Here is a 14,496-nt window from a genome sequence, read left to right on the forward strand (position 1 = left end):
TTTTGTGGCTGGTAGGGTGGCGAAATTCCTGTCCGGAGCCAGCGCCATGACCCAGTGTTTCAAGGACCACGAATGCGACACGCAGCTGTTGAACCACCCCACCAAACCGATCGAAGAGTGCGAGACGCACAGGATCGAGTTGTACGGGGTCATGCAGGACGTCGTTGACGTGCCGTTTTTGACCTGCTCGGGAATCTGGCGAGTCTTCCAGCGCGAAGCCGAAGAAATCGTCGCCCCCGGCGGTGTCCTGATCGCCGACCCCATCGAACGCAACCGCGTGATCAACGCCGCCTATGCCCGGTTGTGGCTGCACGACAACCGCTTTCAGTGGGCCGGGCTGGCAGCCTTTGCCTCCAAGCAAGTCGGTTGCGGGTTGTTGCATGCCGCGAGTATGACTGAGGTTATCCAGGCTGAGCGCGACGCCAGGCAGCGCTTGGTCGACTCCAATGCGGCATCGAATCCCGGCTTCCTCGGGGCTCATATCTTCAACGATACGGATCAGCAGGCGCTGGACGATTACCGAGCCGCCCGCAGCAATAATCCCGTTCCTCTAAGCGACCTTGCTTTGGGCCCGGAACCCTCATCCTTGATGCAGCAACAGTTCCAGCACGTCTACGAAATGATGGCGCTGGGCAACACCACGTTGTTTCTGGATATCTTCCCGTTGCATGCGTTTTACAAAAAGCGTGGGATTGAAGAGTTAAGGACCTGTCTTAAAGAGCGGGCGGGGATTTATGGTCATCCGAAGTTTCCGGTGTTGTGGCCGGTGGGGAAGGAGAAGCTCGAGTTCGGTGTACGGTATCCAGAAATCCTGCAGGCCTTCGAGGCGATAGAGGGGGGAGATATTGCCGAGAGCGTGAGGCAATTGGCGAAACATGAGCAACTCAATATCCTGCAACCGACCATCTACCAAGACCCACAACTTAAACTGCTACTTCGCGGCAACCATGCCTCCTATGTGACCGGTTTTCCTTCGGGGGTGGCTCAAGCGATTGAGCTGACCCTGGCGAGCCAATGCCAGCCAATCGAGGATGGACGCACCCTCGAATTCAGCAGCAACCCGTTTGCAGACTTATCAATTTACAAGCAGCGCATAGCCTTCGTGATGCAAGCAGCGGCGCGTTTCCACGAGATGTTGGGCGACGAAAATCGACATCTGCTGGAGCAGTCAATAAAAGATATCGCCGAAGGATCGGGTGTCCGATGAAACGGCGATATTGGTTCTGCTGGGCACTGCTAGCGGTATGGGGCGCCGATGTCGCCCGGTCGTGGTATGAACGAGAGATCGTCATGGAGATCGGTGGAACTTACGAGCACATGCGACAACAGTCATCAGCCCGCTTTAGTCCACCTTACCCAGACGGTGGCATATCGTGGGGCGGGGCAGAGTCCAACGCACGCTTACGGTTCGTCGACCCGCAATATGGGTTTATCACCCCCATAGGCACTCATTTCACTATGGGATTCAGAGGCAACATCATTGAGGACGTTCGCATTTCTCCCCAGATCGAACCCTTGTTGCTCGATGACGCACTGAAGGTTGTTCTGGATTTACAAGAACAATGGCGCCGAGGTGGTTGGATGGGTAATAAGCAGCCGCAATTCCCCCCCTTTGCCGATACGCCGCAATGGCGTGCTCAGTTGCGCGACAAGGGAGGCACGACTGATTGGTATGCGGGCGACAAGTATCAGGCCATGCTCATAATGCATCGCTTTAAGGACCGCAAACACCCGGAAGAAGAGCGCTATAAAATTATCCTGAGCGTTGCCAAACCTTGGACGCCTTACCCATGACTCGGCGTCGTTGGGCCTTACTTATCGTTGTGGCGCTATTGGCCGCCTATAGGTTTGGGTTCCCCGGAGAGCCTTAAGCTGGCACACCCAAAATGATGTGCGACGCTTTGATCACGGCGGTGGCGCTGACGCCTGGGACCAGACCGAGATCGACCACCGCTTGGCGGGTGACGATGGAGAAGACTTCGCTGCCGCCGTCCAGTTTAAGCACCACTTCGGCGTTCACCGCGCCGTCAGTGACGCTAGTGACTGTGCCTTCCAGGCAGTTACGGGCTGACAGGCGAATGTCGCTGGATTCAGTCATCAGCATCACCCACGGCGCTTTGATCAGCGCCACCGCCTCTTTGCCGACAGCGATGCCCAGACTTTTCAGACTTTCCATGGTGACCACGGCCACCAGTTGGTTGCCACCCGGCAGCGCCAACACCACCTCGGCATTCACGGCACCTTCCTGTACCTGGCTGACGGTTCCTTTGAATACGTTACGTGCGCTGACTTTCATGATCGTAAATCCTGCGAATTAACAGTGGGTGAATCGAACCATAGTGCGGCATTGACCTAATGCGCTGCGCTATACCAACAAGTCTTCGAAAAAGGCGCCGTAGGGTTTGCTCGGATGGGCGATCTGGATTTCCAGAATCCACAACCCGGCGCCGGGAGTGGTCTCAAAATCACCCAGGTTCCCGCCCCGATAAATGGCGTGGGGGAAGTCACTGACGCGATGCCCCTTGATGTCCAGATTCAACACCCACCCCATCTCGGTCGCCAGTTCCTGGGCGAATGTGTAGAGCTTCCGGCCCGCCGTTTGGTGAGTTGTCCAGTAGTGTTCGACACGCGTGAACAAGTCTTTTGCGGCGGCGGCACAGGCTGCCATTTCAGGGTCGCTGCCGGTGGTAAAGGTGTCGCCGGCATCGCCTTCATGCCCTTGCCAGACCGCGCCCATGTCGACAAAAAAAATGTCGTCTTCGCCCAATACCGGATCACCTTCGGACGGCTGCTTGAATGTCTTCAAGGTGTTGGCACCAAAACGAATCAGCAGCGGGTGCCAGATGCGTTGGGTGTCCAGGTCGGCGAGAATTTTTTTGCTCAACTCCCGTGCTTCGGATTCGCGCATACCGGGCTTGATCGACAGGCCCATTTGCTCGATTGCCCGCCAAGTCATTTGCTGTGCGTGCTTCATGGACTCAATATCGTAGCGCTCGCCAACGGCTTCTTTTGCATTTATAGCGGTCATTCATTGCCTCCTGAAAAGGGCTGGCGTGACCAGCGACGAACCGACAAAACGCAACGCTAACGTATTTTTTATACAGTGAGCGGCTTATTTTCGGTGGGTCCACGCCCTTCAGGATGACGACAAACCAATGGCGTGAATCCACTCAGCTACGACCTCTTCACTCGACTACCCTCAAGGCACTTATGTCATAAGAAGGTTTGCCGCGTATGCTCATGATCATTCGAACGTTGCGCACCTTAGTCCTGTTGGTCGTGGTAGTCGCCGTCCTCTACCTGTTGGCCTGCGGCCTATTGTTGGTGTTTCAGCGGTCGCTGATTTATTTCCCACAACCGCGCGCCATGGGCGGGATCGCTACGGTCATGGAGTTGCCGAGGCCCGACGCGACTATAAAGGTCTCTATCCGACCCCACACGGGTCCCAACGCAATGATTTATTTCGGTGGAAACGCCGAGGATGTTTCGCTGAACTTGTTGCCGTTTTCACAGGCATTCCCCGATCAAGCGCTGTATCTGATGCACTATCGAAGCTTTGGCGGCAGCACCGGTTCGCCATCCGAATCGACCATTATTGCGGACGCTGAAGCGTTGTTTGATACCGCATATAAGGAACACACCCATGTCACGGTGGTGGGTAGGAGTTTGGGCACCGGGGTGGCGATTCACGTGGCCAGCGAACGACCCGCCGCGCGGCTGATATTGATCACGCCCTACAACAGCCTGCTGCACATCGCGATCAAGAGAATGCCGCTGTTCCCCGTCAAATGGCTGCTTCGAGACACCTTCGAGTCATGGCGCTACGCTCCGCTGATCAGCGTCCCAACGTTGTTTATTGCGGCGCAGGATGATCACGTTATTCCCCGGTCAAGCACTGAAGCACTTTTGGCTCACTTCAAGCCCGGCGTCGCAACGATGACCGTTATCCCGGACAGCGGCCATAACACCCTTTCCGACAGTCCAGTGTATTTGGAACTGCTGGGAGATGGGTTGTAATTGGGCTACTTGATCAATTGGGAAAAGGAAAATTTCGCCTTAAAAAACACCTCGGTTACAAATAAAACTTCCGTTCGTTAGAGTAGTTTGCTCCCGCTACACCGGGGTCAAACGCTCTAAACAAGGGGTTAATAACGAGTAAAGTAAAATAAAAACTTTACAAACGAATGATAACGATTACCATTAGCGTCACATCAAGGTTCATGGAACGAGATCAGTGATTAGGACGTCACCTGTTTTTTCCCGTCTAAAACACGGCGAAAACATCTACGGATTACTAAATTCCGTACCCTCTCCCCTCCTGTGCGAAATGATCGCTTTTGCCGGCTATCACTTCGTCATTCTCGACATGGAACACCTGCTACGCAGCGAAGAAGATCTGATGCATTGTTTGCGAGCCTGTGAAGCCGCGGGCATCTCGGCTTGGCTGCGCATTCCGGACATCGACACCAAACTGATAGGCCGTGCGCTGGATGCGGGCGTTGAAGCCATTGTGCTGCCTCGGGTTGAAAGTGCAGACGACGTGGCCCGTGCCCTCGATGCTGCGTATTTCCCACCACGGGGCAAACGCGGTATCAGCGGTGGGCGGATCACCGGTTTCGGGCGCATGCCGTTACCGGATTACGTTGACCTGGCCAACCAGCAAAGCCCCATCGTACCCATGATTGAATCAGTTGCCGGGCTGCGGGCACTGCCTGAAATTCTGGCACTGCCTGGCGTCGGCATGGTGCTGGAAGGCGCACTTGATCTAGCCCTCGACATGCAGGTAGGCCCGGAGCCTTTGCACCCGGATGTTTGGCTGGCACTCCAGGCGATGGCCGATGCCTGCGCCGTCGCCGAAGTCCCCTTTTGCGCAAACCCGCGCACGCCCGAACAGCACGCCTTTTGGTGTAACCGGGGTATCCGCAGCTTTCTCGCCGGCGAAGACCGCGGCTTGCTGCATAACGCCCTGAAAGCGCGTCTGAGCAGTCTTCAATCCTCTAACTGAGCCAGAACCAAGTCCCGATGAAAACAACAAACTGTCTGTTTGCGTTTCCCTTCAGCCTGATTTCCTTGAGCGTCTGCCAAATAGCTCTGGCGGATGAGCAAAATGCTGAGATTTCCCTGGCCCCCATTACCATCAAAGGTGATGTACTTGGCACCGCCAGCGACCCTGAGGTGCGCACCTACTCTGGCAGCCGAAGTGTGATTGACGCCGCCGATTTGAGAAAAGGCAGCGTGCGCGGTATCGACGATGCCTTGCAGCGGGTGCCGGGCATCAAGATTTTCGATGAAACCGGCACCGGGGCGCTGCCGCAGATTTCCGTTCGTGGTTTGTACGAAAGCCGCAGTGGACGTATTCAAGCCCTGTCCGACGGCATCCCATTGGCCTTGGCGCCCTATGGTCAGACCGGGTTGTCGCTGTTTCCCATGACCCTGGCAACCATCGACAGGGTAGATATCGTGCGCGGTGGAGCGGCCGTGCAATACGGTCCGAACAACGTCGGTGGGGTGATCAACTTCATCAGCGCGCCGATTCCCCGCGAGATGCAAACCACGATCTCCGAGCGCACCACGTTTTCAGCGGGTGGGCATCAACTGTTCGATACCTACTTGGGCACCGGCGGTTATCTGACCGATAACTTTGGTCTGCAACTGGACCTCAACACCATTAACGGCGAGTACGGCCGCGAACATTCAGACACCGACATTCAGAACTATCGACTGCGCGGGCAGTGGAACATCGATGACGATCACGACTTCAGTTTCGGTGTTCAACACTACAAAGCTGACATGGACCTTGCCGGCGCCTTGAGCGTCAAGGACTACAAAGACGATTCGCGTCAATCGACTCGCCCGCTGGACCGTTTCGAAGGCGACACCGACCGGGTCTGGGGGACTTACACTCAGCAACTGGGCGCGATGGGCCCATTCGATTCCGTGCAGTTCAGCTGGACCAACTTTGCCCACAACAGTTACCGCAATTTTGTTGTCGGCTTGCCGTTCACCCCGGATGGCACGGCGGTGACCAAGCAAGATGGCCCGCGTGACTTCAAGGTCTGGGGCAGTGAACCGCGCTTGAGCATGACTATCGACGGCGATACGGTTGGTCAAACCTGGTTGTTGGGCGCACGTTATGTCAGTGAAGATATCGACTATCGGGTAGACCGTCAGGCCCTCAATACGGGCGTGACCAGCGTGTTCCGCGATTGGAAATTCAACGACGAAGCCAAAGCCGCCTACCTGAGTAACGCCATTAGCCTGTTTGATCGTCGCCTGACCATTACGCCCGGGATTCGCTACGAAAATGCGCGGATGGACTACAGCGACAGCGTGACCGGATTCACCCATAGCAACCTGGCCGAAGAATGGTTACCAGGGCTGACGGTGGGTTTTCAGGCGACCGACGATTGGTACGTGTACGCCAACGCCCAGCGGTCACTGCGTCCGCCGCAAGTCACCCAGATTGTCAAAGAAGGGGCCGTGGGTGCGGAGATTGCCTGGAACTACGAGACCGGCGTGCGCTACACCCCATGGAAAGGACTGCGGGTTGATGTGGGCCTGTACCGTATCGATTTCGATGACCAGATCGAATACAACGCCACCACCGATCGCTACGTGAACCTCGGCAGCACCCGTCACCAAGGGATTGAAACCGAGTTGTTCTGGACCCCAAGCGTGACGCCCAACCTGGACCTGCATGCGAGCTACGCGTACTTGGACGCCAAGCAGCGCACGGGCGATAACAAAGGCAACGAAGTACCGTTTGCCTCGAAAAATCAATTCAATGCCGAAGCGCGGTACCGCTTCGCCGAGCATTGGACCTACAGCCTGGACGGCCTCTATGTCAGCAGTGCCTTCACCGACGCCGCCAACAGCGTCGCAGAAAATGCGTCCGCCTCGGTCGGTAGACTTCCGTCCTATGTGGTCTTCAACACCGCACTGGAACGCGAATTCAAGCTGGATGACAAAAGCGTACTGACCGCATCAGCCGGCATCAGCAACCTGTTCAACCGCGAGTACTACTTCCGCGGCATCGACACCAGCCCGTGGGGTCGACAGCCAGCCCCGGAGCGCGCCCTCACCCTTGGCGCCAATTACCGCTTCTAACCGCGCAGTAGCGCCCCTGTAAACCAGTCGCCCAATCCCCTGGGACGGGCGACTGCTGCCCCCAGGAATCTTACGATCATGCAATCTCCACTCGTCATTCTCAGCCATGTGCCTCATGCCGCGATCACCGAAGGTTTCTTGACTGCCGCCCGCGCACGCGGCTTACCGGTGGTGTTGATCAGCGATCATGCCCAAGAGCATAGGCGGGTGCTGGCCGCGTGCGACACGCCAGCGCACGATCTGCAAATCCTCGAATGCGACGTGTTTAATCCGTTGGCGGTGATCGAGCTGATCAACGCGCACGGCCTACGCCCGGTGTCCGTATTTTCCAACAGCGATCATTTGCAGACCGCCACCGCCTTGGTAGCCGAGGCCCTTAAGGTGCCAGGTAAAGACTGGCGGCTTTGTTATTCGGCAAAAAACAAAGCCGTCATGCGTGAACGAATGCTTGACCTAGGCTTACCCGGCCCTTGGTTTCACGTGCTGACGGCAGGCAGTGCCGTGCCCACCGACGCGCCCTTTCCGCTGGTAGTAAAACCCACTCAGGGAGTGGCCAGCCTGGACGTGCGCTTATGCAACAGCGCCCATGAGCTTTCGGATTACTGCAACCGGTTCTGGGAGCAACAACCCGGTCGGGCATTGTTGCTGGAGGCCTATATGGAAGGCCCGCTGTTCACCCTCGAAACCCTCGGTGATCAGCGGCGTTTTCAGGCCATTGGCGGTTTTGATGTCACCCTCTCGCCTCCACCGCATTTTGTCGAGTTATCCGCACGCTGGAATGGTCCACTGAGCAAAGCTCATCGAGCCAATGCGCTGGCGCAGGTATCTGCCTTCGGCATCCAATTTGGCGTATGCCACAGTGAATTCATCCTCACTGCCGACGGACCCATGCTGGTAGAAATCAATTACCGCAGCATCGGCGATGGCCGCGAATTCCTTCTCGACCGCTTGCTGCCACAAGGTTGGTTCGACCGCATTCTTGGTATTCACCTCGGCGAGAAACTGCTCGATGCCGAGCCGGTTCACGCCCAAGCGCTTGTTCACTATGTGGTCGCCGACACACCCGGGCGCCTGCAGCAGGCACCCGCCAGCTTCAGTGATCTGCAAGACAGCCACTGGCGCGATTACCGGGCCTTGCGAGAAGTGGGCGACGAGATTCAGCTCAGCCATTCAAATAAGGATTATCTGGGTGTTTTGCGCATGATATCGCCTGACGCTACCAGCCTCGATGCCCGCTTCGCCGCCGCGCTGGATGACCTGCGCTGGGTGATCGCATGAGCACCTTGCCCCTCGACGCCGATCAAGCAGCCATCAGTCAGCGCATCATTGATTGCTGCCTGAGGGAAGACATTCGCGGGCTACTGAGCCAAGGTCAGGTGCAGACCTTGCCTGGCGAATTGCGCCCAATATGGCCCGAGACAATCAGTGAGCACTGGCTGCGTATCAGGCATTTGAGCGCTGCGCAATTGTGGCTACCGGTTCACCCCTTCGCGCCTTTACAAGCCTGGAGCACCTCCAGCCCTGCATGGATTTGCCGGCAGGACGGGCAGACGTTTATCGAGCACGGCTATCGACGCTGGCTCGAGCACTTGGGCAACGGGCTGGACGCTGACAGCCTTGAGTTGTTTGCAGCCTATAAAGAAGAAGCGGATTGCGCCGTGCAGCATCGCCGCCTGTGCCAAGTCGCTTATCAAGAACATGCCCCCGCGCTGGGCGCCATTCTTGACCATCCCTCCTGGGCACAACGGTTGATCGGGATCGATCAGTTGGCGAGCTACCTGGACCACCCCTTTTATCCCACCGCACGGGCGAAGAGTGGCTTTGACCGCGCAGCACTTGAACGCTATGCGCCGGAATTTGCACCGCGTTTCTCGCTGAACTGGCTAGCGGTGCCTAAAACGGCCATGACGACCAGCAGCCCACCGCCCACGCACTGGCCCAGTTTTGTCGAACTGGGCCTCAAGCAAAGTCTTAACGTAAGTCACCACTTGATGCCGGTGCATCCGCTGACGTGGCACGCGCTGGAACAATACGGGCTTCCCGAGGGCACGATAAAGGCACCGCTCAGCGCCATGGAGGTCGAGCCCACGCTGTCGGTACGCACCGTGATGTGCGTCGAGCACCCCCACTGGCATCTCAAGTTACCGTTATTGGTCACCACACTGGGTGCGCGCAATCTGCGCTTGATCAAGCCCAGCACGCTGTACGACGGTTATTGGTTCCAGATCACCCTGCAGGCGTTGGCGCAGCGGGATCCACAACTGGGCAAACGCTACTTGCACGTCGACGAAGAACATGGCGGCCATGCCGACGAAAGCCGTCATCTGGCGTACATCGCCCGTCACTACCCCGCACAACTGGGGACGACTACCTTGGTGCCGGTCGCCGCATTGGCGAGTCCACTGGCAGACGGTCGACTGTTTGTTGAACCGCTGATTGAACACTTCTACGCAGGTTCAATGCAGCATTGGCTCGACGACTATCTCGACCTGCTGTTACAGGTGCACTTACGCCTATGGCTGGGTTACGGGATTGCCCTGGAAGCCAATCAACAAAATGCCGTACTGATTTTCGAAACCGGACGCCCGCTACGCCTGCTAATGAAAGACAACGACGCCGCTCGCCTCTGGCCCGAACGCTTTGCAGCCGCGTGCCCGGATCTTGCGCAACGCCCTTTGCAATTGCTCGACGAGCGCATTTGTGTCAACGATCCGCAAGCGCTGGCCGAGATGTTCTGCACCATCACGTTGCAGTTGAACATTGTTGCCGTGCTCGAAGCGATCATTGGCGCAGGCCTGGCACCACGCGAAGCGCTCTACACAACCTTACGCCTGCGCCTGCTGGGCTGCCTTGAACAGCTGGAAGATGAAGGTACCGATTGCTCGCAGGCTCGACGCTGCTTGCTGGACAGCCCTACGCTGCCGGTGAAATACCTGCTGAGTGCTGGCAGTTTGTTTAGCAAAACTCACTCCGGCGCCCAAGACATCAACAAGTTTTACGGTTATAGCGCAGCAAACTTCTTACTGGAGGGAAGTTCATGCGCCGCAGATTGATCGCCAGTGTCCTGCTCGGCCATTACCTGTCGGCGTTTACCGCCCTTGGAATTCCCCTGTACTTACCTCGTATCCTTGCCGATCTGGCGCCTAACACGCCAGGGTGGAGCATTGGCGTGCTGTTTGTACTTCCCACCTTGTGTACGGCGTTGGCCGCGCCGCTTTGGGGGCGATGGGCAGATCGACGTGGTTGCCGGCTGTCGCTGCTGCGGGCCCATGCCGGTTTGTTTGCAGGCTTTTTATTAGCGGGGTTCAGCACCAACCTGCCCATGTTCGTGCTGGCACTGATGATTCAAGGCACCTTTGGCGGGGCGATGGCCGCCTCGAATGCGTATCTGTCGACCCAGTTTAAAGACGGCGACCTGTCGCGTGCCCTCAACTGGACGCAGTACTCGGCCCGTTTGGCGATGATCAGCGGCCCTATTCTATTAGGCCTGTTGACGACCCAAGGATTGGGCTTGGAGTTATACCGGTATTTGGCTTGGCTACCGCTGTTGGCGTTTGTGATGATCTTGCCTCTGCCGGCCGATACCCCGCGCCAAACAGTGCGTGCAGCGAACGCTGCAGATTCTCTGAGTCAATTGCCAACCGACCTGCCGCGCCTGCTAACGGTGCAGTTCCTTTTCAGTTTCGCCATGGTGGTGACGTTTCCCTATTTCGTCCCATACGGCGAAGCATTGGGCATTGGCAACGATGCGGTGATCGGTTTGCTCTACAGCCTGCCGCATCTGGTTTATCTGTTTGCCCTGCCGTGGGTCCAGCGGCATACCGCCAACCTGCTGCTGCCTGGGCTGGGCTTGCTTGCTGTCAGCAATGCCCTGCAATTCTGGAGCACTCAGGCTGAACCGTTGTTCGCCCTGCGGCTACTCAGCGGCGTCGGCATGCTGTTGAGCTTCGTCGGTTTGCATCGCTGCTTGAGCCTGCGCAGTCGCCAAGGCAGCGCCGGCCGTCTGTTCGGCTGGTTTGACGCCAGCGGAAAATGGGCCGGCACCGCCGCAGGTGTCACCGCCGGATGGGTCAGCCAGACCTGCGGCATCGCATCACCCTTCCTCGTTGCTTGTCTGGCCGCGGTCGCTGCAATGGCTGTGGCCCGCCCCCTACTTATGACCTCGCGGGAGATTCCAGCATGACCCTTGCTCTGACGAATGCTTCATTGCATGAACACGCACTCGATGGTGAGGCTGAACGCCATGCCATTGAATGCCTACTCAACTGTTACCTGCGCGAATACGCCTTGCCACGTAACGAAGCGAGCCTTGATGACCGCACTCAAGACCTGCCGATGAGCCTGCGACAGCATAATGGCCAATGCATCAGCATCCGCTTGCCCAGCGGTCGCCTCGCGGTACGGGTCGACCGCGCCAGTGCATTGGGCCGCTGCCACTTTGTCAGCGCCCCCTACTTTAAGGGCAGTGCTCAAAGCTGGCATCCCCTGACCGCCACTGAATTGGCCCGGCTACTGTGCGTGCCCTTAAGCAAGCCAGAACGGGTGGGTGAAATGCTGCAGCAGGTCGATAACAGCCTGCAAATCACCCGAACCTTCCTTCGGCACGCCACGCATTACTCGCCGAGACCGAAAGACAGTCTGTTGAACTCCGAACAACACCAGATATGGGGCCACGCCCTTCACCCTACCCCGAAGAGCCGCGAAGGTATTTCGCAAGCAGCCCTGTTGGCGTGCTCACCGGAAGTGGGCGCATGCTTCGAACTGCATTGGTTTCGCGTTGACCCGGCGCTGATCCAGCATCAAGGCGACGACCCACGCGCCACCCTGCAACACCTGAATGGCGGGCGAGCCGATCTTTACCCGTGCCATCCTTGGGAAGTCGAACGCATCCTCGCCGATCCGCTGGTCAAACGTGCGCAACAAAAAGGGCTGCTGGAATACCTCGGGCCGCAAGGGATAGCGTTGTACCCAACGTCCTCGGTGCGCACTCTTTACCATCCGGACCTGGCGTATTTCCTCAAGTTTTCGATGCATGTGCGCCTGACCAATTGCGTGCGTAAAAACGCATGGTACGAGCTGGACAGCGCGGTGGCCTTGACTCGACTACTTGCCCCGGTCATGGCCGAACTCGCCACTACAATGCCCGATTTTTTGCTGATGCCAGAACCCGCCGCCACTACCCTTGACCTCAGCGCATTTGGCACGCTTGAGCAGGCCCGGGAAGTGACTGAATGCTTCGGCATTCTTTACCGTCAAAACCTTGATGAAGCCACCCGCACACGCTACCAACCACAAGTCGCCATGGCGCTGTTCACCTGGGATTTACAAGGTCGCAGTGTTTGCCAACGCCTGGTTGAACAGTGTTCCAAACAACTCGGTATCAACCAGGCCGAAGCCACGCTGCGCTGGCTGGATGGTTACGCTCGGCAACTGCTCGGCGGCGTCATGCAGTGTTTATTTCGTCAGGGTGTGGTGCTGGAGCCGCACTTGCAAAATACAGTGATTGGTTTCGACAACAACGGCCTGCCTTGCCGCGTCTGGATTCGTGACCTGGAGGGCACCAAACTCGTTGCGAGCCATTGGCCCGCTGAACGTCTCGGCGAGCTAAACGAGCGCACTCGCGCCTCCCTTTACTACGACCAGGACAAGGCGTGGCAGCGGGTGGCTTATTGCGCGCTGGTGAACAATTTGGGCGAGGCTATCTTCCACCTGGCCTGTGCCGATTCGGTAGTGGAAAGCCGTCTGTGGTCACTCATCGGCACGCTCTTGGAAACGCAACAGGCACTGCTCGATAACCCTTCGCAACTGCGTGACTTATGCGCAGGAGCGCCGCTGCCCAGCAAGGAAAACTTCATGACCCGCCTAATGATGCGCGCTGACCGAGAGGCTGGTTATACCGCGTTACCCAATCCGCTGGTCAGTATCACAACGAAGGCCATTGCATGACCCTGCCCGTGCGTGTCAGCACTGCCATCCGCCAACTACGCGAGCAACAGCAGTCACCGCTATGTGCTTACGTCTACGACTTAGTGGCCCTTGAACAACACGTTCAACAGATGCGCAAAACATTGCCCGCCAACTGCGAACTGTTCTATGCGGCCAAAGCTAACCCGGAGGCGCCCATTCTGCGCACACTAGCGCCACTGGTAGACGGTTTCGAGGCCGCGTCTGGTGGGGAACTTCGTTGGCTGCACGAGCAGTGCCCGGGGCAGCCGCTGATTTTCGGAGGCCCTGGCAAGCTCGATAGCGAACTGGAAATGGCCATGGACTATCAGATATCGGCGTTCCATGTCGAAAGCCTGAACGAGTTGCGCAGCCTGGCGAGAATCGCGGCCCGTCGCGGTCGAAAAGCACCGGTACTGCTGCGGTTGAACCTGACGCTGGTTGAAGCCCCTGAGAGTCGGCTGGTGATGGGCGGCAAACCGACGCCGTTTGGCCTGGATGAAGCAGCGCTGCAAGAGGCACTGGTTCTATTGCGTAACGAGCCATGGTTGGAGTTGCGGGGTCTACATTTCCATCTTCTGTCTCATCAACTTGATGTAAATGCCCACTTACGATTGATCCGCAGCTATTTCAAAACCTTCCGCCAACTCTGTACCGACCAACGGTTTTCTCTGCCACTCATTAATGTCGGGGGTGGAATGGGCATCAATTATCAAGATCCGCAGCGGTCTTTCGATTGGCCCTTATTCTGTAAAGGCCTTGATACACTAATCGTCGAAGAAAACATGGCCACTACGCAAATACGTTTTGAAATAGGGCGATTTATAAGCGCCGCGTGCGGCTATTACCTGATGCAAGTGCTAGACATTAAACGTAACCATGGTCACTACTTCGCGATTGGCCGGGGCGGCACCCACCACTTTCGGACACCCGCTGCCCAAGGCCACGACCACCCGGTCGTCATACTGCGTGGCCCGCAGCCACCACAGGTAATCAATGAGTCGGTGACCTTAGTTGGCCAACTCTGTACACCAAAGGATGTCCTGGCAAAACAGCAACCAGTAGCTGAATTAGCCGTCGACGATCTTCTAGTATTCCCATTGGCTGGGGCCTACGCTTGGAACATTTCGCACCGAGACTTTCTCATGCACGAGCCACCGCGCATGTTGTTTTTAAAAAAGTAATTTAAGTACCGGTGCCATCACTGATCTCCGCTATAAAAACAATACACATCAGAACAAGTGAGCATAAGTACCTACAGTAAGGTACAAAATAACGCATTCTTTCACTCATTATGGGAACTCAACGCGCGCAGTGGCTCTAACCCCTGTACCCTCCTACTTTGTAAACGGCAGCGGCAGGCACAACTGGCCGTTGTCCTGTCGTGTAAAGTTTCCGGCGAAGCACTTCGACCACCGCGATGCTCGCTTAGCAGTTTGACCTGCA

12 protein-coding genes are annotated in these 14,496 nt (G+C 57.1%); 10 read left to right on the forward strand and 2 right to left on the reverse strand.

Annotation, left to right across the window (positions count from 1 at the left end; all coding sequences use genetic code 11):
* The first annotated feature begins 46 nt into the window (after positions 1-46).
* Both RHM59_RS05505 and RHM59_RS05510 read left to right on the forward strand, forming a co-directional pair.
* Positions 47-1,207 (forward strand): DUF2515 family protein, encoded by a 1,161-nt coding sequence (locus tag RHM59_RS05505; protein ID WP_322286123.1) that lies wholly within the window; start codon positions 47-49, stop codon positions 1,205-1,207.
* On the forward strand, positions 1,204-1,794 hold the full coding sequence (locus RHM59_RS05510) for a hypothetical protein (protein WP_322286124.1): 591 nt from the start codon (positions 1,204-1,206) through the stop codon (positions 1,792-1,794). The genes RHM59_RS05505 and RHM59_RS05510 overlap by 4 nt, the downstream gene beginning before the upstream one ends.
* A gap of 73 nt (positions 1,795-1,867) precedes the next feature.
* On the opposite strand, the gene RHM59_RS05515 is transcribed toward RHM59_RS05510, so the two are convergent.
* Both RHM59_RS05515 and RHM59_RS05520 read right to left on the reverse strand, forming a co-directional pair.
* The gene (locus tag RHM59_RS05515) at positions 1,868-2,296 is read right to left on the reverse strand and encodes a TOBE domain-containing protein (protein ID WP_322286125.1); all 429 of its coding nucleotides are present in this window, start codon (positions 2,294-2,296) and stop codon (positions 1,868-1,870) included.
* Positions 2,297-2,365: 69 nt separating this feature from the next.
* Complete coding sequence (locus RHM59_RS05520) at positions 2,366-3,028, reverse strand: M24 family metallopeptidase (protein WP_322286126.1); 663 nt, start codon at positions 3,026-3,028, stop codon at positions 2,366-2,368.
* A gap of 206 nt (positions 3,029-3,234) precedes the next feature.
* Here RHM59_RS05520 and RHM59_RS05525 point away from each other — a divergent pair, with 206 nt between their 5' ends.
* From RHM59_RS05525 to RHM59_RS05560, 8 genes are all read left to right on the forward strand, one after another.
* A complete protein-coding gene (locus tag RHM59_RS05525; RefSeq protein WP_322286127.1) occupies positions 3,235-4,017 on the forward strand; it encodes a hypothetical protein in 783 nt (260 codons plus the stop codon).
* A 310-nt stretch (positions 4,018-4,327) separates the two neighbouring features.
* Entirely contained in the window at positions 4,328-5,005 is a 678-nt protein-coding gene (locus tag RHM59_RS05530; RefSeq protein WP_322286128.1) for an HpcH/HpaI aldolase family protein, read from the forward strand.
* A 17-nt stretch (positions 5,006-5,022) separates the two neighbouring features.
* The gene (locus tag RHM59_RS05535) at positions 5,023-7,107 is read left to right on the forward strand and encodes a TonB-dependent siderophore receptor (protein ID WP_322169791.1); all 2,085 of its coding nucleotides are present in this window, start codon (positions 5,023-5,025) and stop codon (positions 7,105-7,107) included.
* Positions 7,108-7,185: 78 nt separating this feature from the next.
* Positions 7,186-8,385, forward strand: a complete 1,200-nt coding sequence (locus RHM59_RS05540) for a siderophore biosynthesis protein PvsA (RefSeq protein WP_322286129.1) — start codon at positions 7,186-7,188, stop codon at positions 8,383-8,385.
* Positions 8,382-10,160: an IucA/IucC family protein gene (locus RHM59_RS05545; protein WP_322286130.1), complete on the forward strand. Its 1,779-nt coding sequence runs from the start codon at positions 8,382-8,384 to the stop codon at positions 10,158-10,160. Before RHM59_RS05540 ends, RHM59_RS05545 begins: the two co-directional genes overlap by 4 nt.
* Entirely contained in the window at positions 10,145-11,290 is a 1,146-nt protein-coding gene (locus RHM59_RS05550) for an MFS transporter (protein ID WP_322286131.1), read from the forward strand. Before RHM59_RS05545 ends, RHM59_RS05550 begins: the two co-directional genes overlap by 16 nt.
* Positions 11,287-13,053: an IucA/IucC family protein gene (locus RHM59_RS05555; RefSeq protein WP_322286132.1), complete on the forward strand. Its 1,767-nt coding sequence runs from the start codon at positions 11,287-11,289 to the stop codon at positions 13,051-13,053. The genes RHM59_RS05550 and RHM59_RS05555 overlap by 4 nt, the downstream gene beginning before the upstream one ends.
* Positions 13,050-14,234 (forward strand): type III PLP-dependent enzyme, encoded by a 1,185-nt coding sequence (locus RHM59_RS05560; protein ID WP_322286133.1) that lies wholly within the window; start codon positions 13,050-13,052, stop codon positions 14,232-14,234. The genes RHM59_RS05555 and RHM59_RS05560 overlap by 4 nt, the downstream gene beginning before the upstream one ends.
* The last annotated feature ends 262 nt before the right edge of the window (positions 14,235-14,496 follow it).

It is taken from the genome of Pseudomonas sp. MH10 (genome assembly GCF_034353045.1).
Taxonomy (GTDB): Bacteria; Pseudomonadota; Gammaproteobacteria; order Pseudomonadales; family Pseudomonadaceae; genus Aquipseudomonas.